Source organism: Lentzea jiangxiensis (genome assembly GCF_900104175.1).
In the GTDB taxonomy this organism is placed as follows: domain Bacteria; phylum Actinomycetota; class Actinomycetes; order Mycobacteriales; family Pseudonocardiaceae; genus Lentzea; species Lentzea jiangxiensis.
The window spans coordinates 17,831-38,190 of sequence record NZ_FNIX01000033.1 but is presented as its reverse complement, the minus strand read 5'-3'; the positions used below and the strand labels follow the sequence as shown (position 1 = coordinate 38,190).

Here is a 20,360-nt window from a genome sequence, read left to right as displayed (position 1 = left end):
CTGAGTGATGGGGTGCATCCGTGACGTCATCCTCTGTTCCAGTGCGTGTCGCGCTCGCGAGTGCGCTCGTGCTCGGCACCATCGTTTCCGGCCTGGGCACGGCCTCCGCCCAGGCCGACACCTCCTCCGTCAGACCCGCTGCCTGGGGGCAGTGCGCGGCGGACGTTCTCGCCACGCTTCCCGCCTCCGTGACGCCCGAGGAGCGCGCCCGGCTCACGTGCGCCGTGCAAGAGGTGCCCGTCGACCACTCGCGCCCGCGCGGGGAGAAGACCGGCATCGCCATGATGAAGCGCCCGGCGAACGACCCGTCGCGCAAGATCGGCTCGATCTTCCTCAACCCCGGCGGTCCCGGCGGCTCCGGCCTGCTCCGCGGTGCCGTGGCGAAGAACTACTTCCAGCCCTCGGTGCTCGACCGGTTCGACGTGATCGGCTTCGACCCGCGCGGTGTCGCCCGCTCCGCCCCGCTGCGCTGCTTCCGCACCCAGGAGGAAGCCGACTCCGTCAACGAGGGCTGGTACTCGCTGCCGACCACCAAGGCGGAGATCGCGAGCTCGATCCGGCAGTCCAAGGTCTACACGGACTACTGCAAGATCAACGCCGGTCCGCTGCTCGACCACATGTCGACCGAGGCCGTGGCCCGCGACCTCGACATCATGCGCGAGTCGGTGGGCGACAGGCAGCTCAACTTCGTGGGCTTCTCGTACGGCACGCTGATCGGCTCGACGTACGCGAACATCTTCCCGCAGCGCACCCGCGCGATGGTGATCGACGGCAACGTCGACCCGAAGCTGCGCCTCACCAACGGCGCCGAGTACGACCGCCAGCGCGCCGACGGGTTCGAGATCGCCCTCGACGCGATGCTCAAGCGCTGCGACAGCGTGGGCGCGGAGAAGTGCGCGTTCGCGGGCGACGCGCGCGGGAAGTTCGAGAACATCAAGAAGGCCCTCGGCCAGGGGCCGGTCACGTTGCCGAACGGCACGCAGGTGACGCTGTCCGACGTCGTCGGCCGGGTCGCGGGTGACCTGTACTCGATCGCCCGGATCGCCCCGCTCGCCGCGTGGCTGCAGAGCATCCACCTGGCGCTGAACCCGTCCACGGCGACCACCGCGTCCCTCGGCGTCCAGTCCGCCGTGGAGCTCCCGGCGCCGCTGAACAACAACGCCGGTCGCATGGACGTCGACCCGCTGCCGGACACCCCGTACACCTCGGACGACTCCTACTACGCCGTCAACTGCTCCGACAAGCCGTTCTCGCGCACCAACCGCAACTGGGAGCGCACCGCGGCGAAGTGGGAGGAGGAGTCGCCGACGTTCGGCCGCTACCAGGCCGCGTCCGACCTGCTGACGTGCCCGACCTGGCCGGCGCGCCACCCGGACCGCTGGATCGGCCCGTGGAACCGCAAGACGCCCAACCCGGTCGTGGTGGTGGGCAACTACTACGACCCGGCGACGCAGTACCTGTTCGCGCAGCGGATGGCCAAGCAGCTCGGCAACGCGCGTCTGGTGAGCGTCGACGCGTTCGGCCACTGCATCCTCGGCCGCTCGGCGGGCACGGACGCCGTCGTGGCGAAGTACCTCGTCGACCTGGTCGCTCCGGCGGACGGGCAGGTGTTCCAGCCGAACGTTCAGCCGTTCGCCTGATCTCCTCGCCTGAAGCGGTGGCGGTGCTCGTACAGCACCGCCACCGCGGCGGCGACGGCCAAGACGGCGGCGACGACCAGCCACAGCGGGTCGTAGAGCTGGACGACCTCGATCTCGGTGAACCTCCGGCTCATCTCCACACCGCGCAGCGTCTGGTAGCTGTCCGGGCCGGGCTCGGAACCCAGCGACCCGCGCACGGCCAGCGCCAGCGCCACCAGCGCCCCCAGTCCCAGCAACGCCCACAGCTTCACGACAGCACGCTCCGCACGATCAGCACCACCGCACTCGCCCCCGCCACCACCAGCGTGGGCGTCCGGACTCCCCGGGCGTCGACCTTCCCGCGCAACGGCCCGGACAGCAAGAACCCCGCCACCAGGAACGGGATCAGCAGCACCCCGCTCCACACCGCGTGCGCCGTCACGTTGCCGGTGGCGCTCAGCCCGATGATCGAGGCGCCGGAGCCGAGCACGAAGAACGCCCCCAGCGTCGCCCGCACCTGCGGACCCGACTGGTCCTGGTAGAGCAGCGCGACCATCGGGCCGCCGATCGACGTGGCCGTGCCGAACGAACCGCTCGCCACGCCCGCGGTCACCAGCGACGGCGGGGTCGGGCGCGGGCGCCACGACGTGACCGACAGCAGCACGCACGCCAGCACCGCGCCGCCGACGACCACGCCGAAGCTCCCGGGGTCGAGCGAGTCGACGATCCAGATGCCGACGGCCGTGCCGGGCAGGCGGCCGAGCATGGCCCAGCCGACGCCGCGCCAGTCGACGTGGCGGAACTCCCTCGCGAGCGACATCACCGCGTGCGCGCAGGCGACCACCAGCACCGGCACGGGAACGAGCGCCGGATCCAGCAGCGCGAGCAGCGGCACGGCGACCAGTGCCAGCCCGAAGCCGATCAGGCCCTGCAACAACCCTCCGCACGCGACGACCACCCCGGCCACCGCCAGCAACCCCCAGGACATGCTTAGCGATGCTACAGATCGGTGTCCGAGGTTTCCTCGCCGTTCGCCGGGCGTTGGCCGGACGCACCTACGCTCCGCGCCATGACCGCGTCCCGCCGCTCCTTCCTGCTCGGCACCGGTGCGACCGCCGCCGCTGCCGCCCTGGTCACGCCCGGCTCCGCCGCCGCTGACAACGTTGTCGGCGGTCGTCCCGACCCGGAGTCGCGACGGTTCACGCTCGCCGTGATCCCGGACACGCAGTACATGTTCGACCTCGACCGCGGCGACTCCGCGCCGTTGAAGGCGACACTGCAGTACCTCGTGGACCACCAGCGGTCCGAGAACATCGTCTTCGTCAGCCACCTCGGCGACCTCGTCGAGAACGCGCGCCAGAGCGAGATCGACGACATCAGCGCGCGGTTCGAGGTGCTCGACCGCCGGCGCGTCGGCTACAGCGTGCTCGCGGGCAACCACGACGTGCCGGACTCGCGCCTCGACGACCAGCGCGGCCGCACGCCCTACCTCGACCGGTTCGGGCCGCAGCGGTTCCGCAGGTCGCCGACGTTCCGCGGGGCGAGCGCCGACGGCTACAACACCTTCCACGTCTTCCGCGCCGGCGGCCGGGAGTGGCTCGTCCTCGCCCTGGACTGGCGCATGTCCGCCCGGGGGTTCGCGTGGGCGCGCTCGGTCCTGGAGCAGCACCCCGCGCTCCCCGTCATCCTCACCACGCACGAGCTCGCGTACGACGGCGGTGACGGCGCGGCGGTGATGTCCGACTACGGGCGCAGGCTGTGGAACGAGCTGATCAAGGACAACGACCAGATCTTCCTGACGCTGAACGGCCACTTCTGGCCGCCCGCGCGGGCGACGCTGCGCAACGCGGCGGGCAACGACGTCCACGTGCACATCACGAACTACCAGGACCGCTACTACGGCGGTGGCGCGATGATCAGGCTCTACCACTTCGACCTGGACCGCGGGGTGGTCGACGTCCGCACCCTGTCGCCGTGGCTGCTCGGCAAGAAGGCGCTCAACCCGTTGGAACGCAAGGAGATCGAGCTGACCGGACCGGCCGACCGGTTCAGCGTGCCGATCGGCTTCGAGCAGCGGTTCGCCCGGTTCTCGCCGCCGGTGCTGCCGCCCGCGCAACCCGTCCGGGACGTGCTGGTGCGCGGCACGGTCGCGTACTGGCGGCTCGGCGAGAGCCTGGAAGACCTGTCCGGCAACGGCAACGACCTCCGGCAGAACGGGACGGTGACCGCGTCCGACGACCACCACCGGTTCGCGCCGTCGCACCGCTCGCTGTACTTCGGCAAACAGGGTCACCTGTCCACCGTGGACTCGGCGCCGCTGAACCGCGAGACGTTCGAGCGCGGGTACACGATCGAGGCGTTCCTGAAGCTGCCGGCCGGGTTCAACCACCCGTGGTGCGGCCTGTTCACGAAGCTCGCGCCCGGCTCGGCGGCCGGCAAGACGGGCGACGACCCGAGCGAGCCGATCGCCACGCTGAACGTCGCCGGCGGTGGCCAGCTGCAGTGGGCCGTGTTCCCGCGCAACCAGGCGGGCATCTCCACGAACTGGGGCCACGAGATGGACTACGAGACGTGGTGGCACATCGCCGTGGTCAACGACGGCACGCACACGACGTTGTACGTCGACGGCTCGCCTTTGCTGCGCAACCCCTCCACGCCCGCGCGCGGCATCTCGACGGCCGGCGACCCGTGGCTCGTCGGCGCCTACGCGTACAACAGGGTCGTCGAGAAGTCGTTGCACGGCTGGGTCGGCGACCTGCGCGTCGTCAACCGCGCGCTGGACCGCTCCGAGTTCATGCGGTCGAAGGCAGCCCGAACCGCGGGAACAGACTGAGGTCGAAGAACGACGAGACGCGCGTGATCCGGTCGTCGCGCACCTCCAGCACCTGGAGGTTGAACGGCCGGAACACGCCGTCCCCCGCTCGGAGGTAGAGGCCGTGGGCGGGCTGGCCGTTCGCCTCGGCGGCGATCATCCTGGCGCCGTGCGGAACCGCCGGGCACTGGTGCTCGAGGTGCCACGCGACCATCTCCGGGCCGCGGTACCACTGCGGGAACGGCGGCATCTCCCAGACGACGTCCTCGGCGAACATCCCGATGATCGCCGGGATGTCCTTGGCCTCGAACGCCTTCACCCACCGGTCGAGCAGCGGCTTGGCTTCCGCGGGCTCGACGACCTCGTCCTCGGTGAGGTCCCGCAGCTGCGCGTGCGCCCGTTGCAAAGCGCTGTTCACCGCCGCGACCGTCATGTCGAGCTCGTCGGCGGTCTCGGCGGCGCTGAGCCTCAGGACGTCGCGCAGGAGCAGCACCGCTCGTTGCCTCGGCGGCAGGTGTTGCAGCGCCGCGACGAACGCGAGCCTGGTGGACTCCCGTTCGGTGACGATCGCGGCCGGGTCGGTCGGGAACGGCTCCAGCCACGGGACCTCGTGGTCCTGGCTCAGCGGGTCGTCCTCGGTGGCGCCGCGGGTGCCGAGGCCGAACGGCAGCGGGCGCTTCGCGCGGCCGTCGAGCGCGGTCAGGCAGGCGTTCGTCGCGATCCGGTACAGCCACGTGCGCACCGAGGAGCGGCCCTCGAACTTGCCGTACGCCTTCCACGCGCGCAGGTACGTCTCCTGCACCAGGTCCTCGGCGTCGTGCAGCGACCCGAGCATCCGGTAGCAGTGCGCCAGCAGCTCCCGCCGGAACGGGTCGGCCGCGGTCTCGAAGTCCACCGTCATGCCCGCACTCCGATCGAGTTCTGCAACCTGCCCGTGAGGGTGCGGATGTAGTCCTTGAGCTCCACCGGTTCGTGCACGTCGAACTCGAAACCGAGGAACAGCAGGTGCCACACGATCCGTTCGAGCGCGTCCGCGCCCGTGCGCATCAGGCACTTCCCGTCGTCGACCGGTTCCAGCGACACGGACATCGGCGACGTGCGGTCCGCGACCTCCCGCAGCGGCGCGTGGATCGTCAGCACCGCCTGGTAGGCGTAGACGTTGGAGGACAGCTGCCGTGAGACGAACTCGCCCAGGCTCTCCGCCGGTGGCTGCCGAGGGGTGAACCGCGCGGCCGGCGCCGGTTCGCCCTCGACGCGGTCGACGCGGAACGTCCGCCAGTCCTCTTTGGACACGTCCCACGCCACCAGGTACCAGCGGCGGCCGGTGTGCACGAGGCCCTGCGGCTCGACCAGCCGCTTCGAGGGCCCGCCGTGCGTGGAGGCGTAGGTGAACCGCAGCTGCTGGTGGTCGCGGCAGGCGGCGGCGATGATCGTGAGGGCCTCCGCGCCGACCGTCGGCCCCGCGGCGGTCAGGGCCGTGGTGTGCGTCTGCAGCGCCTGCACCCGCCGGCGCAGCCGCGACGGCAGGACCTGCTCCAGCTTCGTGAGGGCGCGGACCGACGTCTCCTCGATGCCCGCGATCGAGCCGTTCGCCGCCGTCCGCAACCCGACCGCCACGGCGACCGCCTCGTCGTCGTCGAGCAGCAGCGGCGGCAGTTGCGCGCCCGCGCCGAGCCGGTACCCGCCCGTGGCGCCGGGCAGCGACGTGACGGGATAGCCCAGGCTGCGCAGCTTGTCCACGTCCCGGCGGATCGTGCGCACGTCGACGCTGAGCCTGCCGGCGAGCTCCGGGCCCGTCCAGTCCCGCCGCACCTGCAACAGGGACAGCAGCTTCAGCAGCCGTGCGGACGTTTCCAGCATGGGACGGATTCTAGGTTCCATTGCGGACAACGGCCGTCGATGGCTAGGGTTTGCCCCATGACTGCCGGGTCGGCCTCGTGCCGTGAGCGGAACGGTTGCCCGGCCCTGACTTGATCAGGGCCCCTCCACCCCGCGCGTTCGTTCCCCCGGAACAACGCGCACGGGAGAGGAGGTGATGCGCAATGCTTCCCAACGTTGGTGATGTTTTCTCGGGGAAGGTCGTCTCGACCGTTCCCTTCGGTTCCTTCGTCGAGCACCCCGCCGGTGCACACGGGCTCCTGCACGGCCGGCAGGCCGAGGTCGGTGCCTCGGTGCGGGTGAAGGTGCTCGCGGTGGACGCGGAGCAGCAGCGGTTCAGCCTGGAGCTGGCCTGATGCTGACGACCTGAGTGCTCGGGCAGAGGCGCCCTGCCCGAGTCCGCTCACGGTCTGCGGTGCTCCGCGCATTCGTTCGTCAGGCGGTCGTGCAGGTCCTTGCGGTGCCCCTCGTCCTGGGGCGCCGGACCCAGCGCGTCCGCCGGACTCGTGATGCCGTGCAGCAGCCGGTACAACACGACATCCGTTGCGGTGTAAAGCCACACGTCCGCCTTGCCGGGCGGAGCGGCCGGTCCGAGCGCGTTCTCGAACCAGGCCGGGAACAGCAGGTCGTGCGCGACCGCGTCCTCGATGCGGGCGCGGATCTGCCGGCGTGCCCGCGCGACGGCCTCGTTGCCGGCCGACTTGGCAGCGCTGTCCCCGGCGTGCGTGTCGTCGTCCGGTGCCTCCGGCCGCTGGCGCGTCGTGATCGCCCGCCATTGCCTGTAGTGCTTGCGCCACAGGGACTCCGCGTCCGGCGGGAGGTGGGTGAGGGCTTCCGCGGCCTCGATCGCCTCGGCGGCCCTGCGGTCGTACTCGGCGATGGCCTTGCGGATCTCTTTGGCCTGCTGCGGGGTTTGCGGCCTGCGGGCGTAGGCGTCCTGGCCGTGGAGGATCTTGGCGATCAGGTCCTCGTCGAGGTCCGGCCAGTGGTCGAAGTCGGCCTTGCGGGTCTCGCCCGCTCTGACTTTGCGGTTGAGCGCCACCAGCAGGCGTTCGAGCCGGTGGACGCTCTCGGCCAGCTCGGCGACCCGGTCGTCGGTCCTCGTCAGCCTGCGGGTGTTGTCCCTCAGCAGGTTGGTCTGGCTCAGCTGGTTCTGGGAGGCGTCGGACTGGACGTCGTCGACGCGGGCCTCCAGGGACTTGAGCTCTTTCTTGAGGAGTTCGACCTTGCCCTCGAGCGCCTTGAGCGGATCGATGTTCACCTGTGCGTCCTCCAGGCCCACCAGGCGATCCCCGCCGCGGTCAGGAGCGCCGCCCAGCCGTGGGCCAAGGGGGTCAGGAGGGTTGCCGCCAGGGCCGCCGTGATCGCCGCCGTCCTGGCCCGAGGTTCCCACTGCTCCCTGCCCGCGGGGTCCACCAGGACCGCGGCGGCGGTGGCGGTGGCGAGGAGGAGGGAGAGCAGGGACCAGGCGTCGAACCAGCCCACGGCGACGACGAGGGCCGCTGCCGTGGTGGCGGTGGCCACGGCTCGGTTCGGGATGGTCAGGCGGTCCGCTTCCAGCTCCCTGCGGGCCTGCATCACCGCTTCCACCTGGTCGTTCGTGGTGGTGAGCAGGTGGTGGAAGCCGGGGCTGCCGGGAGGTGTGCTCCGCAGGGCTCGCAGGGTTGTTCGCAGGGAGTGCTGGCGGTCGGCCAGGCGGGCGAGCGGATCGGCTGCCATGCCCCGGAATCGTGATCATCGGGAGTGGGTGGGGCTAGGGGCGGAAGTCCTAGTTGGTCCGGTTGCCGTCGAACTTCCCTCACTCGGACTAGTGGGGCGGCGCGGGTCTGTTGCGGCTGGCTGATCAGGGGGCCGCGCCGCTCGTGGGTCGATGGCACGTCTGTTGTGCTGGACGGCTGCCGGTTGCGTTGGCGGTGGGTCCCATCCCAAGTCGCACCAGCGGGAGCTGTGGCGCGACTCGTGACGGGACCCCACCGCCGGAGCGTCTGCTCAGGACGGCTCGCCTTCGGCATCGCGGGGAGCGGGGCTACGACTTGCGGCGTGCCTCTTCCGGCCACACGACCTCGATCGGGACGCCTGAGGCGCGTGCCTGTTCCACCACGTCCGCCGTGCCGCCCTTGCCCTGGGCCGGGACGCCGTCCCACACCGCCACGAGGACCTCGACGGACGCGAGCATGCGTTCGTTCGCCGCCACGTAGGCCTGGCGTCCGCTCGACATGTGCGGGAGGACGCTGACCACCGTGGCGGCTGCTCGCAGTTCGTCGTACTCGGCCACCTGGTGGGGTTTCAGGCGGTCGCGGTAGTCCAGGGCCGGGAGGACCACCTCGACCTGGCCGCCGAGTGCGAGGACGGCTCTGGCGAAGACCTGGTCGGCGCCCGGGGCCAGGCACGTGACGCCGACCAGGCTGCCGCCCAGGCGTTCCAGTGTTCCGGTGATGGCGGCCTGGACGGCCGGGACGCACTCCGGGACCAGGTTGCTGTGACCGGTGATGCCGACTCGCATCATGCGGTCCGTATCGCTCTGATCGCGTCCCTCGTGTCCTGCACGGCGGGGATGTGGCGGTGCCGCGCCGCCTCCTTGGCGAAGTCCTCCAGTTTGCGCAGGACCCTGCCCGAGGAGAGCTTCGCCGCCGTCGGCAGGACCTCGTTGATCAACCCGCACGCTGCCTCCGGGTCTCCCGCGACCATCTTGGTGCGCGCCAGTCCGATGACGTCGAACGCGCGGTTGCGCACTTTCGACGGGTCTCGCAGTTCCAGGGCTCGCCGGATGTGTTGTTCGGCGTGGACGGCCTGGGAGGGGTCGTGCATGGCGAGGTCGCGGCAGCGGGCGCCGATGACGCCCTCCAGCTCGGCCTCGTCGAAGCTGTGCAGGTAGCGGGGTTCGTTGCCGGCGTCGCGCTGGGCGAAGCTGTCCTGGGCCATGCCCACCGCCTGGTGGAACTCGCGGGTCTTGCCCATCTGGGCGTACGCCCAGGCCTCGCGGGTGAGGAGCAGGGCCTTGAGCGTGGGGGTGCCGGTGCGGCGGGTGCCGTACTGGCCCAGCTGGACGAGCTCCAGGCCGTCCTCCGGGCGGCCCAGGTCGAACATCTGCCTGGCCATGGCGGCGAGGCAGAGAGCCGCGAAACCGTCGTTGTGACCGGCCTTGGCCATGCGGACGGCCAGCACGTAGTAGCGCTGGGCCGCGTTGTGCAGGCCCGCGTCGAACGACATGCTCGCGGCCACCTTCGACAGCTCCGCGCCGATGAAGAACGCGCGTTCCGTCGTCGGGCCCGAGGGGGCCCTGCCGAGGCGTTCGGCCAGTTCGTCGAGCTGGCCGAGGACGGCCTTGCGGGCGAGGCCGTAGCCGCCCCGGCCTCCCCAGCCGCGCAGGCCGTCGGCCACGCGTTGCAACGCGAAGAGCTCCTCTTCGCTGATCGCCGAGTGCGACGACCACTTCGACAGGTTCTGCAGGGGGTGCAACCACCGCTGCAGCGGCTCGACCAGTGCGGATCCCACCGTCACCGCGGCGGCTCCCGCGAGCGCCGCTCGTCTGCTGATCGCCAAGTCGCTCCTCGCCGTCTCCTCGACCGAACGGGCAATGCTCGTCGCCTCCCAGGGGGCGGCGAGCACATCTGGCGGGCCCGTGTCGGGAGAGCCCACCTGAGCTGGGATGACGACCCGGTCGAACCACAGTCGTTCGCCCGGCACGCCGAGCACCTGCGCGAAGTGGCGCAGCCGGTCGAGGCGGTCGATCTGGTTCTCGCCCGACTCGTAACGCGACAGCTGCGCCTGGCTGATGCCGAGCCACGCCGCCATGCGGTCCTGCGTGACCCGGCTGAGGTGCTGGGGGTGGTGCCGGTAGGCGGAGATCAACGCGCCCATGTCGCGGTCGGTGCACGCCGCCGCGATCGTGGGGTGGTCCCAGAACTCGTTGGGGACCTCGGGCGGGCCGTGCACGGCCGAACGGGCGTTGCGGCGGCACCGGTGACACAGCCGATCGGTGTTGTCGGCCGCGATGAACGCTCCACACGGGCAAGCGCGCCTGGATCTGGGTCTCGCTGCATCCATCGGCCTCGCCCCCGTCACTGAGCGTTTCCAAGTGTACGGACGTGTGATCGTCAGTCCATCCATCTCATGCATAAGACGTAATGGATTCGCGTGTCGCACTTCCGGTGCCCCCGCCCGGCGGATGAGCTTCATACGTCCGCTGCATGAGGCGCATGCAGGGGGCGCGTGGTGTCGGGGGGAAGTGAGACGCACTCTGCACGTCGACGGGCCTGCGGGTCGATCCCCGTGGCTCGTCCAGTGCCACCCACCAACGGGGAGGACAACCGCCGATGAGCCTCACGACCGCGGAGACCGGTACGGGGAGTACCGGGCTCCCTCAGAACAGGGGACGCGCACGGGCGATCGGGGAGGCCGTGGCCGGCTACCGGTTGCTCGGCTGGCAGGTGACCGTCACCGAGCAGGGAGTGTTCCTACCCCTGGGCCCCGCCACGACAGCTCTGGCGATGCCGGCGAGGATCGGGTCGCGAGTGCTGGCCGACCTGAAGTCGCGCATGCTCGCCGGTCCCGTCACCGTCATCCCCGGACCCCGCGAACACTGGATATTCCTCGCCGAGCTCGTGGCGCTGCTGCCCACGCACCTCAAGGCGCCGCCGGAGGTCCAGTTCGTGCGCTCACCCCACCGGATCGCCCTCCCGCCCACGATGACCAGGTACGGGTCGCTGCGCTGGGCGAACCCGCCGTCGCACTCGCGGCACTGGTTCCCGCCCTTCACCGCCGTGCTCGCCCTGGCCCGGACGGCCGCCGCGGAGGACCAGCGCCGATAATCGGTGCCCGTGGACCGTCGTTCAGTGTTGTTGTGCGGGCTCGCCGCTGCCCTGGCCGCGTGTGGCGAGCCCGCTCCCCGCAAGACGGGCGGTGCCGGCACCGCCCGCGCCGGTGACCGCGTGACCCCCGTGTCCGCGGTGCCCGTCGGCAGCGGGGTCCTGGTGGACATGCCCGGCAACGCCCAACTGCTGGTCGTGCAGCCCCAGTCGGGTGAATTTCGCGCGTTCGACCCTTCGTGCCCGCACGTGGGTTCCCTGGTGAACCCGCCCACTGGTGGCGTCATCACGTGCCCTCTGCACGGGAGCACCTTCGACCCCGCCACGGGTGCTGTCCGCAAAGGACCTGCGACTTCGGGCCTCGTCGAGGTGGCGGTCACCCGTTCCGGAGACGACTTGGTGCTTTCCTGAGAGCTGTGCGTTTGCTGTGCATCCGGCCTCTCGCTGAACTTCTGCGAACCGATCCGCGTAATGCTGTGGTGTGAGCCCGAACACCCACCACCACGGAGGACCGGTCGTGAACAACGAAAGCCTGGTCAGCAGGCGGGCGGCACTGTGCGGAATCGCGGTTGCCCTCGCCGTGCCCAGTGGACTCGTGACCGCGTGCAGCTCCCCGGCCCCCTCCGCCGGGTCCTCGCCCGGCCAGGGCGGCTCCACGCCGACCTCAGGCTCGGCCGGCTCGGCCGGCTCGGCCGGCACCGCGCTCGTGGCCCTGGCGGACGTGCCCGAGGGCGGCGGAGCGGTCGTGGACGGTCCCAACGGCACCAAGATCGTCGTCGCGCGCGTGTCCGCGACCGAGGTGAAGGCGTTCGACGCGTCCTGCCCGCACCAGGGAGCCCTCGTCGCGGAGCCGTCCGGTGGCACGATCACCTGCCCCTCGCACGGCAGCCAGTTCGGCGCGTCCGACGGCGCCGTGAAGAAGGGGCCCGCGACGACCGGCCTGCGCGCGGTCCCGGTCAGGGTCGACGGCGACCAGGTGGTCCTGACCTGACCTTTTCTGTTTTTGTCAGACCACGTCGATAGTCTTGCCGGCGTGGCAGATCCCTCGACGTACCGCCCCGCCGTGGGCACGATCCCCGAGGCTCCCGGCGTCTACAAGTTCCGCGACGCCGGTGGCCGGGTCGTCTACGTCGGCAAGGCGAAGAGCTTGCGCAGCAGGCTGAACTCCTACTTCGCCGACATCTCCGGTCTGCACCCGCGCACGCGCCAGATGGTCACGACCGCGGCCTCCGTCGAGTGGACCGTCGTGACCACCGAGGTCGAGGCGCTGCAGCTCGAGTACAACTGGATCAAGGAGTTCGACCCGCGGTTCAACGTCCGGTACCGCGACGACAAGTCGTACCCGGTGCTGGCCGTGACGCTGCACGAGGACTACCCGCGGCTGCACGTGTACCGCGGCCCGCGCAAGAAGGGCGTGCGGTACTTCGGCCCGTTCGCGCACGCCTGGGCGATCCGCGAGACGCTCGACCTGCTGCTGCGCGTGTTCCCGGCGCGCACGTGCTCGGCGGGCGTTTTCAAGCGGCACGACCAGATCGGCCGCCCGTGCCTGCTGGGGTACATCGACAAGTGCTCGGCGCCGTGCGTCGGCAAGGTCTCGGCGGACGAGCACCGCGACATCGTGCTCGACTTCTGCGACTTCCTGGCGGGCAAGACGGACAACATGGTCCGCCGCCTGGAGCGCGAGATGCTGGAGGCGTCGCAGGAGCTGGAGTTCGAACGGGCCGCGCGCCTGCGCGACGACCTGGGCGCCCTGCGCCGCGCGATGGAGAAGCAGGCCGTCGTGCTCGGCGACGGCACGGACGCGGACGTGATGGCGTTCGCGCAGGACGAGCTCGAGGTCTCGGTCCAGGTCTTCCACGTGCGCGGCGGCCGGGTGCGCGGCCAGCGCGGCTGGGTGCTCGACAAGGTCGAGGCGGTCGACGACGCGGCGATCGTCGACCAGTTCATCATGCAGTTCTACGGCGACAACACCGAGAACACCCCGCGCGAGGTGCTCGTCCCGGTCCTGCCGGACGACGCTCCCGCGCTGGAAGACCTGCTCTCCGAGCAGCGGGGCTCCCGCGTGGCGTTGCGCGTCCCGCAACGGGGCGACAAGCGCGCCCTGATGGAGACCGTGGCGCGCAACGCCTCCGAAGCGTTCGCCCAGCACAAGCTGCGCCGCGCCGGCGACCTGACAGCCCGATCCGCCGCCCTGCAGGGGATCCAGGACGCGCTGGCCCTCGACACGGCGCCGTTGCGCATCGAGTGCATCGACATCAGCCACGTCCAGGGCACCGACGTGGTGGCGTCGCTGGTCGTCTTCGAGGACGGCCTGGCCCGCAAGTCCGAGTACCGCCGCTTCGCCCTCCGCGAAGCGGCCACCGAGGGCGACGTGGCCTCCATCGCCGAGGTGGTCCGCCGCCGCTTCCAGGCGATGCTGCGCGAGGCCGCCTCGGGCGGCCCCAACCCGGGCATCGACCCGGACACCGGCAAACCCCGCAAGTTCGCGTACCCGCCCAACCTCCTGGTGGTCGACGGTGCCGGCCCCCAGGCCGCCGCCGCGGCCGACGTCCTCGCCGAGCTGGGCATCACCGACGTGGCCGTCGTCGGCCTCGCCAAGCGCCTGGAGGAGGTCTGGGTCCCCGGCGAACCCGACCCGGTGATCCTCCCGCGCACCAGCGACGCCCTCTACCTGCTGCAGCGCGTCCGCGACGAAGCCCACCGCTTCGCCATCGCCTACCACCGCCAGAAGCGTTCGAAGCGCATGATCGCCTCCGAGCTCGACGACGTCCCGGGCCTCGGCGAGACCCGCAAAGCCGCCCTGCTCAAGCACTTCGGCTCGGTGAAGAAGCTGCGTCAGGCCACAGTGGACGAGATCAGCGGCGTGCCGGGCGTGGGCCGCCGCACCGCCGAGGCCGTGGTGGCGAGCCTGGCGGCGGGCGGGAAGTCCTGATGGTGGCCGGCCACCCGGCCGCGCCAGGCTCCGGTGTGGGACGCGTCCCGGCGGCGAAGCCGGGCGTGCTCCCAGCCGCCGCCCGGCTCACCCGCCACGCCCTGACCGAAGTCGCCGGTCTGCGCCGGCTCCCACCCTCCGCCGAGGCGCTCCTGTCCGAACTGGACGCGCCGCCCCGCCTGGCCGCCCACCTGCGAGCCGTCCACGACGTGGCGTGCGCACCGGTGTCCTGGGTGGAGCGCCACCACCCCGAGGCGGCGGTCGACGGCGACGCGGTGAAGTTCGGCGCGGCCACGCACGACATCGGAAAGGTGTTGCACCCCAACGAGCTGTCCGGTCCGGGTTCCGCCCACGAACCTGCCGGCCGCGAGCTGCTCCTCGCCCGCGGGGTCGACGAACGGCTGGCCCGCTTCGCGCGGACGCACGCGTTCTGGGCGGAAGACGGCATCGAGCTCGAAGACCTGCTGGTGAGCCTCGCGGACGAGGTGTGGAAGGCGAAGCGCGTCCCGGACCTCGAACAGCTCGTCACCGAGCGCCTCGCCGCCGTCGCCGGACAGGAGCCGTGGGAGGTCTTCCTGGCGCTGGACGACGAGCTGGACCGCATCGCGTCGGGCGCCGACGCCCGGCTGGCGTTCCAGGCGAGCTACCCGGTTTCGGCGTGACCGCGACGCAGGCGTCCACCGCCACTCGCACCTCGGCGGCGCCGACAAGCGCCGCACCGAAGGCCGATGCGGCGCTGGAGGACTCGGCCACGGCGGCGCCGAAGGGCTTGGCCGCACCGCCGATTCCCGTTGCACCGGCCCACGTGCCACACCGGTTTGTGCGCCGCGCCACAGCGGAGCTCCCGCCTGCCGCGCCGCCCGTTCCGCCGGGCCTTCGGTCCCAGCCGACCATCCGTCCGCAGGTCTTTCGCGGCACGGAACCACCCACCGTGCCGGGCCACCCACCGTGCCGGACTGCTCGCCGTGCCGGTCCACGCCTTGCCGGCCCGCCCCTCCACGCACTTCGAACCCGCCGCCACGGCACGATCGCGCTGACCTCCTCAGCACCACCCGCCGCGTCCAGCACCACCCGCCACACCGGCCCCGCAAGCCCCACCCGCCCTGCGAACGCACCGAAATCCGGGCGAGGATCGTGACCACGGCCACGGCACGCCCGTGTCGACGGTCGAACCTGCCGCGCGCAGGGTCGTTCCGGTGGAGACTCGGCACCGGGAGCGCCCGCCGTGGCCCCCAGCAGCCAGCAGCTCGCCCAAACGAGAGCGTGCAAGCAGCGCTCATGAACAGGTAACGGAGTCGTAGTCGTGAACGCGGAGAAGTCCGGCATCGAAGTCGCCGTGGTGACCGGGCTGTCCGGTGCGGGCCGCAGCACCGCGGCCAAGTGCCTGGAGGACCTCGGCTGGTTCGTCGTCGACAACCTGCCCCCGGAACTCATCGCCACCATGGTCGAGCTCGGCGCGCAGGCGCGCGGGGCGATCACCAGGGTCGCCGTCGTCATGGACGTGCGCAGCCGCGCGTTCACCGAGGACCTGGCCGCCATCATCAAGGACCTCGACGCCCGCGGGTACAAGCCGCGCGTGCTGTTCCTCGAGGCCACGGACGCCGTGCTGATCCGGCGGTTCGAGGCGGTGCGGCGCGGTCACCCGATGCAGGGGGACGGGCGGCTGCAGGACGGCATCGAGGCCGAGCGGATCCTGCTCACGCCGCTCAAGCAGGAAGCGGACCTGGTGCTCGACACGAGTGCGCTGAGCATCCACCAGCTGCGCGCCAAGATCGAGGACACGTTCGGCACCGAGGCCGCGACGCGCACCAGGGTCACCGTGCTGAGCTTCGGCTACAAGTACGGGCTGCCGATGGACGCCGACCTCGTCATGGACGTGCGCTTCCTGCCGAACCCGTTCTGGATCCCGGAGCTGCGGGAGCAGACGGGTCTCGATGGTGAGGTGCGCAACTACGTGCTGTCCCAGGAGGGCGCTGACGAGTTCCTTGACCGGTACCACGAGCTGCTGAGGCTCATCGGTGCCGGTTACCGGCGTGAGGGCAAGCGCTACCTGACGCTCGCGATCGGCTGCACGGGTGGCAAGCACCGCAGTGTGGCCCTGAGCGAAGAGCTGGCCGCGCGGCTGGCGAGCGAGGACGGCATGGCCGTGAAGGTCGTGCACAGGGATCTGGGACGCGAGTGACGAAGTTGAAAGCTGTTGCTTTGGGCGGCGGGCACGGGCTGCACGCGACGCTGAGCGCGTTGAGGCGAATCACCGACGACGTGACGGCCGTGGTGACCGTCGCGGACGACGGGGGCTCGTCGGGACGTCTGCGGCGCGAGCTGTCCCACCTGCTGCCTCCGGGCGACCTGCGCAAGGCCATGGCGGCGCTGGCGGGGGAGGACGAGTCCAGCAAGGTGTGGACGTCCCTGTTCAAGCACCGCTTCGGCGGCACGGGGGCGCTCGCCGGCCACGCCGTCGGCAACCTGGTGATCGCCGGGCTGCTCGAGCAGCTCGGCGACCCGGTCGCGGTGCTCGAGGTCGCGTCGAGGCTGCTCGGGGTCAAGGGGCGGGTGCTGCCCATGTCCAACGAGCCGCTCGACATCGAGGCCGACGTCATGGGCCTCGACGAGGACTTGAAGGACGTGCGGCGCATCCGGGGGCAGGTCGCGATCGCGACCACTCCGGGGCTCGTGCAGCGCATCCGCCTCACGGCCCCGAACGGGCGACCTGTGGGCTGTCCGGAGGCGGTAGAGGCTGTACTTGACGCTGATCTTGTGTTACTCGGACCGGGCTCGTGGTTCACCAGCGTCTTGCCGCATCTGCTCGTGCCCGAACTCCACGACGCGCTCGTGCGCACGCGTGCCAAGAAGGCCCTCGTGCTCAACTTGGTCCCCCAACCGGGTGAAACTGCCGGTTTCTCTCCGGAGCGGCATTTGGACGTAGTCTGCGAGCACGCACCCGAGCTGAAGGTGGACGCGGTGATCGCCGACGTCAACGCGGTCCCGACCCCGGACCGTCTGACGCGCGCCGCCTCGGCACTGGGAGCGCGTACGCATCTGGCGAAGATCGCCGCACCGGACGCCGCGGAACGGCATGATCCGGAGGCGCTTGCCGGTTGCCTGAGGCAGGTGGTCGAGGAGACCGGAGTGGGAGGGACTGGCCAGTGGCGATGACGTCGGCGGTCAAGGACGAGCTCAGCAGGCTCGCGGTATCCAAGACCTGTTGCCGCCGCGCGGAGGTGTCCTCCCTGCTCAGGTTCGCGGGTGGCCTGCACATCGTGTCCGGCCGGGTCGTCGTGGAGGCCGAGCTCGACCTCGGGTCCGCGGCCCGCAGGCTGCTCAAGGAGATCCAGGCGCTCTACGGCCACCACGCCGAGGTCTTCACGATCCAGTCGAACGGCCTGCGCAAGGGCACCCGCTACGTCGTCCGCGTGGTGAAGGACGGCGAGGGTCTCGCCCGCCAGACCGGCCTGCTCGACCCGCGCGGCCGCCCGGTCCGGGGCCTGCCCGCGCCGGTCGTGTCGGGCGGTGTCTGCGACGCCGAGGCGGCGTGGCGCGGCGCGTTCCTCGCGCACGGCTCGCTGACCGAACCGGGCCGCAGCTCGTCGCTCGAGATCACCTGCCCCGGCCCCGAGGCCGCGCTGGCACTGGTCGGCGCCGCCCGCCGCATGGGCATCGCCTCCAAGTCGCGCGAGGTCCGCGGAGCCGAGCGCGTGGTGATAAGGGACGGCGACGCCATCGGCGCGATGCTGACCAAGCTCGGCGCGCACGACAGCGTGCTGGCGTGGGAGGAGCGCCGGATGCGGCGCGAGGTCCGCGCCACCGCGAACAGGCTCGCGAACTTCGACGACGCGAACCTGCGCCGCTCGGCCCGCGCGGCCGTCGCGGCCGCCGCACGGGTGGCGCGCGCGTTGGAGATCCTCGGCCCGGAGGCACCCGACCACCTGGCTGCCGCGGGGCAGCTCCGCCTCGCCCACCGCCAGGCGTCGCTCGAAGAGCTGGGTCAGCTCTCCGAGCCGCAGATGACCAAGGACGCGGTCGCGGGCCGGATAAGGCGTCTGCTGGCCATGGCGGACAAGCGGGCCAAGGACCTGGGACTGCCGGACACGGAGTCGGCCGTCACCGCGGAGATGCTCGACGCCGAGGTGTGAGCGAGCTCGGCGGGCTCGGGGTCAGATCATCCCGAGCCGGCTGAGCAACGGCGTGGCGAGCGTGCGCGAGTACAGGTTCGTCACGTGGTTGTTGCGGTACACCACGACGTTGCCGACGACGGCCGGGCAGACACCGTCACGGCAGTACCACGGCGTGAGGTCGACGATCGTCGTGCGCGGGAAGCCCGCAGCCGCCTCCACGAGCGGGTCGCCCTCACCCGCGAACGCCTCGGCCTGCGAGGTTCCACAGGCGGCGACGTCGCGGCGGTTGCGTTCGAGGCAGCGCGGCACCTGGCCGTCCGGCCGGGGCAGGTCCTTGACCACCGCGACGGGGATGTCCGCGACCGAGAACGCGGCGAGCATCTCGCGGTAGCCGCGCAGCATGTCCTCGCGGGTGTTCCAAGTCCACTTCAGATCGCTCTCGTAGGCCTCGCGGCTCATGCCGGACAGCACCACGAGGTCGGGCTTGAGGGCCTTCACCCGTTCCAGCACCCCGAGGTTCTGCTCCGAGCACACGGTGAACGGCCAGCCCGCCTCCGACGGCGGCACCGTCGTGAACGGGCAGCCGTTGCGGGTCATGGCCTTCACCTTCCACCGGCCGCGCCCCGGGCCCTCCGCGAAGTCGATCAGCGGGGTGCTGTACTGCGCCGCGTGCGAGTCGCCGAGCAGCACGAGCGTCTTCTGCGCCGTGGGCTCGCCCCACGAACAGGCGTCCTCCGGCAGCGTGAGGAGGTAGACGTGGCAGTCGGCGTCGCCGCTGCCGCCGTAGGGGCCGTCCTCGTTCGCCACGGCCGGATCCGGCACCAGCGGCACACGAGCCGGGGCGGGCAGCGGGGCGCGCGGGTCGAACGCCATCGCGCCGGGGTGGTCGGCGTCGAGGACCATGCTGTTCGCGAGCCGGTCCAGCGTCCGGGCGGCGGCGTACCAGGGCGCCGCGGCCGCGACCACCGAGACGACCACGAGCACCGCGCCGAACGCGTAGGTGCCGCGGCGGCGGCGGAACCTGTTGCGGCGGAACGGGTCCTCGACGAACCGCTTGGACAGCGCGGCGAGCGCGAAGCTCAGCACGGCGGCGGCGAGCATCTCCTTCTTGGACAGCCGCTCGTTGTCGCTCAGTTCGAGCATCACGACGATGACCGGCCAGTGCCACAGGTAGAGGCTGTAGGAGATGTCGCCGGTGTAGCGGACCGGGCGCACGCTGAGCAGACGCCCGAGCAGCGTCCCGGTGGCGACGAGCATCGCCGCCGTGCCGAGCACCGGCACCGCGGCGACCCAGCCGGGGAACTGCAGGTCGGTCGTGTAGTGCACGGCGCTGAACGCCACCGCGGCGAACCCGAGCCAGCCGAGCAGCTCACGGGCCGCGCGGGGCAGCGAGACGCGGTGCAGCACCATCGCGGCCAGGCCGCCGATGCCGAGTTCCCACATGCGCGTCGGTGTCACGAAGTACGCGGCGCCGTGGTCGATGCGGGTGTAGACCACGGAGAAGACGAAGGACGCCACCGTGACGAGTGCGACGGCGACGACGGCGTACCGCGCCGTGCGGCCGTCGAGGCGGCGGGCGAACGCGGCGGTCGCGATCAGCAGCAGCGGGATGACGAGGTAGAACTGCTCCTCGACCGCGAGCGACCAGTAGTGCTGGACCGGGGAGGCGTCGGCGGTGGCGTGCCCGTAGTCGTTGGACAGCACCGCGAGCAGCCAGTTCTGGGCGTTCAGGGCGGAGCCGACGACCTCGCGCATGATCTTCGGCCACTGCGACCGGGGGAGCAGCAGCACGACGGCGGCGACGACGGCCAGCAGCGTCGCGGTGGCGGCGGGCAGCAGGCGGCGGATGCGGCGGGCGTAGAAGTCGCGCAGGCTCACGGTGCCGGTGCGGCGCAGCTCCGCGATGAGCGTGCCGATGATGAGGAAGCCCGAGATGACGAAGAAGACGTCGACGCCCACGAAACCGCCCGGCAGCCACGACGGCCGCAGGTGGTAGAGCAGCACGATGCCGACGGCCAGTGCGCGCAGGCCCTGGATGTCGCCTCTCAGCGCGTGCCGAGGGCGCGGTGCCGGGTCGAGCGCCGGGGACGGGCGCTCGGCGGACAAGGTCGCCACAGGTGACTCCTGGTTGCGGAGGTCTGCGGACCGGGTCCGCGTTCGAGGCGCGGAGATTAACCCGAATGTGCAACCAGGGCC

At 71.3% G+C, this 20,360-nt stretch carries 20 protein-coding genes; 11 read left to right on the top strand and 9 right to left on the bottom strand.

Translation table 11 applies throughout. The features are described from left to right. Positions 1–41: 41 nt before the first annotated feature. Complete coding sequence (locus tag BLQ91_RS38185) at positions 42–1,640, top strand: alpha/beta hydrolase (RefSeq protein ID WP_090105247.1); 1,599 nt, start codon at positions 42–44, stop codon at positions 1,638–1,640. Here the strand turns inward: BLQ91_RS38185 and BLQ91_RS38180 are convergent. After that, positions 1,625–1,891, bottom strand: a complete 267-nt coding sequence (locus BLQ91_RS38180; RefSeq protein ID WP_090105245.1) for a hypothetical protein — start codon at positions 1,889–1,891, stop codon at positions 1,625–1,627. The two genes, BLQ91_RS38185 and BLQ91_RS38180, sit on opposite strands and share 16 nt — an antisense overlap. Next, entirely contained in the window at positions 1,888–2,607 is a 720-nt protein-coding gene (locus tag BLQ91_RS38175) for a sulfite exporter TauE/SafE family protein (protein ID WP_090105243.1), read from the bottom strand. Before BLQ91_RS38175 ends, BLQ91_RS38180 begins: the two co-directional genes overlap by 4 nt. Before the next feature lie 81 nt (positions 2,608–2,688). On the opposite strand from BLQ91_RS38175, the gene BLQ91_RS38170 reads away from it, so the two are divergent. Next, positions 2,689–4,452, top strand: coding sequence for a LamG-like jellyroll fold domain-containing protein (locus BLQ91_RS38170; protein ID WP_090105242.1), 1,764 nt, complete (start codon positions 2,689–2,691; stop codon positions 4,450–4,452). On the opposite strand, the gene BLQ91_RS38165 is transcribed toward BLQ91_RS38170, so the two are convergent. Both BLQ91_RS38165 and BLQ91_RS38160 read right to left on the bottom strand, forming a co-directional pair. Further along, positions 4,412–5,332, bottom strand: a complete 921-nt coding sequence (locus tag BLQ91_RS38165) for a sigma-70 family RNA polymerase sigma factor (RefSeq protein ID WP_090105240.1) — start codon at positions 5,330–5,332, stop codon at positions 4,412–4,414. The two genes, BLQ91_RS38170 and BLQ91_RS38165, sit on opposite strands and share 41 nt — an antisense overlap. After that, complete coding sequence (locus BLQ91_RS38160; protein ID WP_090105238.1) at positions 5,329–6,291, bottom strand: helix-turn-helix transcriptional regulator; 963 nt, start codon at positions 6,289–6,291, stop codon at positions 5,329–5,331. Before BLQ91_RS38160 ends, BLQ91_RS38165 begins: the two co-directional genes overlap by 4 nt. 182 nt (positions 6,292–6,473) lie before the next feature. On the opposite strand from BLQ91_RS38160, the gene BLQ91_RS38155 reads away from it, so the two are divergent. Then, positions 6,474–6,665, top strand: coding sequence for a S1 RNA-binding domain-containing protein (locus BLQ91_RS38155; protein WP_090105236.1), 192 nt, complete (start codon positions 6,474–6,476; stop codon positions 6,663–6,665). 47 nt (positions 6,666–6,712) lie between these two features. Here the strand turns inward: BLQ91_RS38155 and BLQ91_RS42365 are convergent, their stop codons facing one another. From BLQ91_RS42365 to BLQ91_RS38135, 4 genes are all read right to left on the bottom strand, one after another. After that, positions 6,713–7,570, bottom strand: a complete 858-nt coding sequence (locus tag BLQ91_RS42365) for a hypothetical protein (protein WP_218130566.1) — start codon at positions 7,568–7,570, stop codon at positions 6,713–6,715. Further along, positions 7,567–8,028 carry a hypothetical protein gene (locus BLQ91_RS38145; RefSeq protein ID WP_090105234.1) on the bottom strand — a complete coding sequence of 154 codons (462 nt, stop codon included), beginning with the start codon at positions 8,026–8,028 and terminating at the stop codon, positions 7,567–7,569. Before BLQ91_RS38145 ends, BLQ91_RS42365 begins: the two co-directional genes overlap by 4 nt. A 307-nt stretch (positions 8,029–8,335) precedes the next feature. After that, on the bottom strand, positions 8,336–8,812 hold the full coding sequence (locus tag BLQ91_RS38140) for a hypothetical protein (RefSeq protein WP_090105232.1): 477 nt from the start codon (positions 8,810–8,812) through the stop codon (positions 8,336–8,338). Further along, positions 8,812–10,245 carry a helix-turn-helix domain-containing protein gene (locus tag BLQ91_RS38135; RefSeq protein ID WP_245734266.1) on the bottom strand — a complete coding sequence of 478 codons (1,434 nt, stop codon included), beginning with the start codon at positions 10,243–10,245 and terminating at the stop codon, positions 8,812–8,814. The genes BLQ91_RS38140 and BLQ91_RS38135 overlap by 1 nt, the downstream gene beginning before the upstream one ends. A 380-nt stretch (positions 10,246–10,625) precedes the next feature. Between BLQ91_RS38135 and BLQ91_RS38130 the strand changes: the two genes are divergently transcribed. The 8 genes from BLQ91_RS38130 (at position 10,626) to whiA (ending at position 18,182) form a co-directional block, all read left to right on the top strand. Beyond that, positions 10,626–11,120, top strand: coding sequence for a hypothetical protein (locus tag BLQ91_RS38130; protein WP_245734265.1), 495 nt, complete (start codon positions 10,626–10,628; stop codon positions 11,118–11,120). A gap of 9 nt (positions 11,121–11,129) precedes the next feature. Then, entirely contained in the window at positions 11,130–11,528 is a 399-nt protein-coding gene (locus BLQ91_RS38125) for a Rieske (2Fe-2S) protein (protein WP_090105228.1), read from the top strand. 106 nt (positions 11,529–11,634) lie between these two features. Continuing rightward, positions 11,635–12,108 carry a Rieske (2Fe-2S) protein gene (locus BLQ91_RS38120; protein WP_090105268.1) on the top strand — a complete coding sequence of 158 codons (474 nt, stop codon included), beginning with the start codon at positions 11,635–11,637 and terminating at the stop codon, positions 12,106–12,108. A gap of 42 nt (positions 12,109–12,150) precedes the next feature. After that, the gene (gene uvrC / locus BLQ91_RS38115; RefSeq protein ID WP_090105226.1) at positions 12,151–14,049 is read left to right on the top strand and encodes an excinuclease ABC subunit UvrC; all 1,899 of its coding nucleotides are present in this window, start codon (positions 12,151–12,153) and stop codon (positions 14,047–14,049) included. Then, positions 14,049–14,711 (top strand): HD domain-containing protein, encoded by a 663-nt coding sequence (locus tag BLQ91_RS38110; RefSeq protein WP_143023043.1) that lies wholly within the window; start codon positions 14,049–14,051, stop codon positions 14,709–14,711. Before uvrC ends, BLQ91_RS38110 begins: the two co-directional genes overlap by 1 nt. 662 nt (positions 14,712–15,373) lie before the next feature. Further along, positions 15,374–16,231, top strand: coding sequence for an RNase adapter RapZ (gene rapZ, locus BLQ91_RS38105; RefSeq protein WP_176960186.1), 858 nt, complete (start codon positions 15,374–15,376; stop codon positions 16,229–16,231). Positions 16,232–16,236: 5 nt separating this feature from the next. Continuing rightward, positions 16,237–17,205, top strand: coding sequence for a gluconeogenesis factor YvcK family protein (locus BLQ91_RS38100; protein ID WP_090105264.1), 969 nt, complete (start codon positions 16,237–16,239; stop codon positions 17,203–17,205). After that, complete coding sequence (gene whiA / locus BLQ91_RS38095) at positions 17,196–18,182, top strand: DNA-binding protein WhiA (protein ID WP_090105224.1); 987 nt, start codon at positions 17,196–17,198, stop codon at positions 18,180–18,182. Before BLQ91_RS38100 ends, whiA begins: the two co-directional genes overlap by 10 nt. A 21-nt stretch (positions 18,183–18,203) precedes the next feature. Here the strand turns inward: whiA and BLQ91_RS38090 are convergent, their stop codons facing one another. Continuing rightward, complete coding sequence (locus BLQ91_RS38090) at positions 18,204–20,279, bottom strand: acyltransferase family protein (RefSeq protein WP_143023042.1); 2,076 nt, start codon at positions 20,277–20,279, stop codon at positions 18,204–18,206. Positions 20,280–20,360 lie beyond the last annotated feature (81 nt).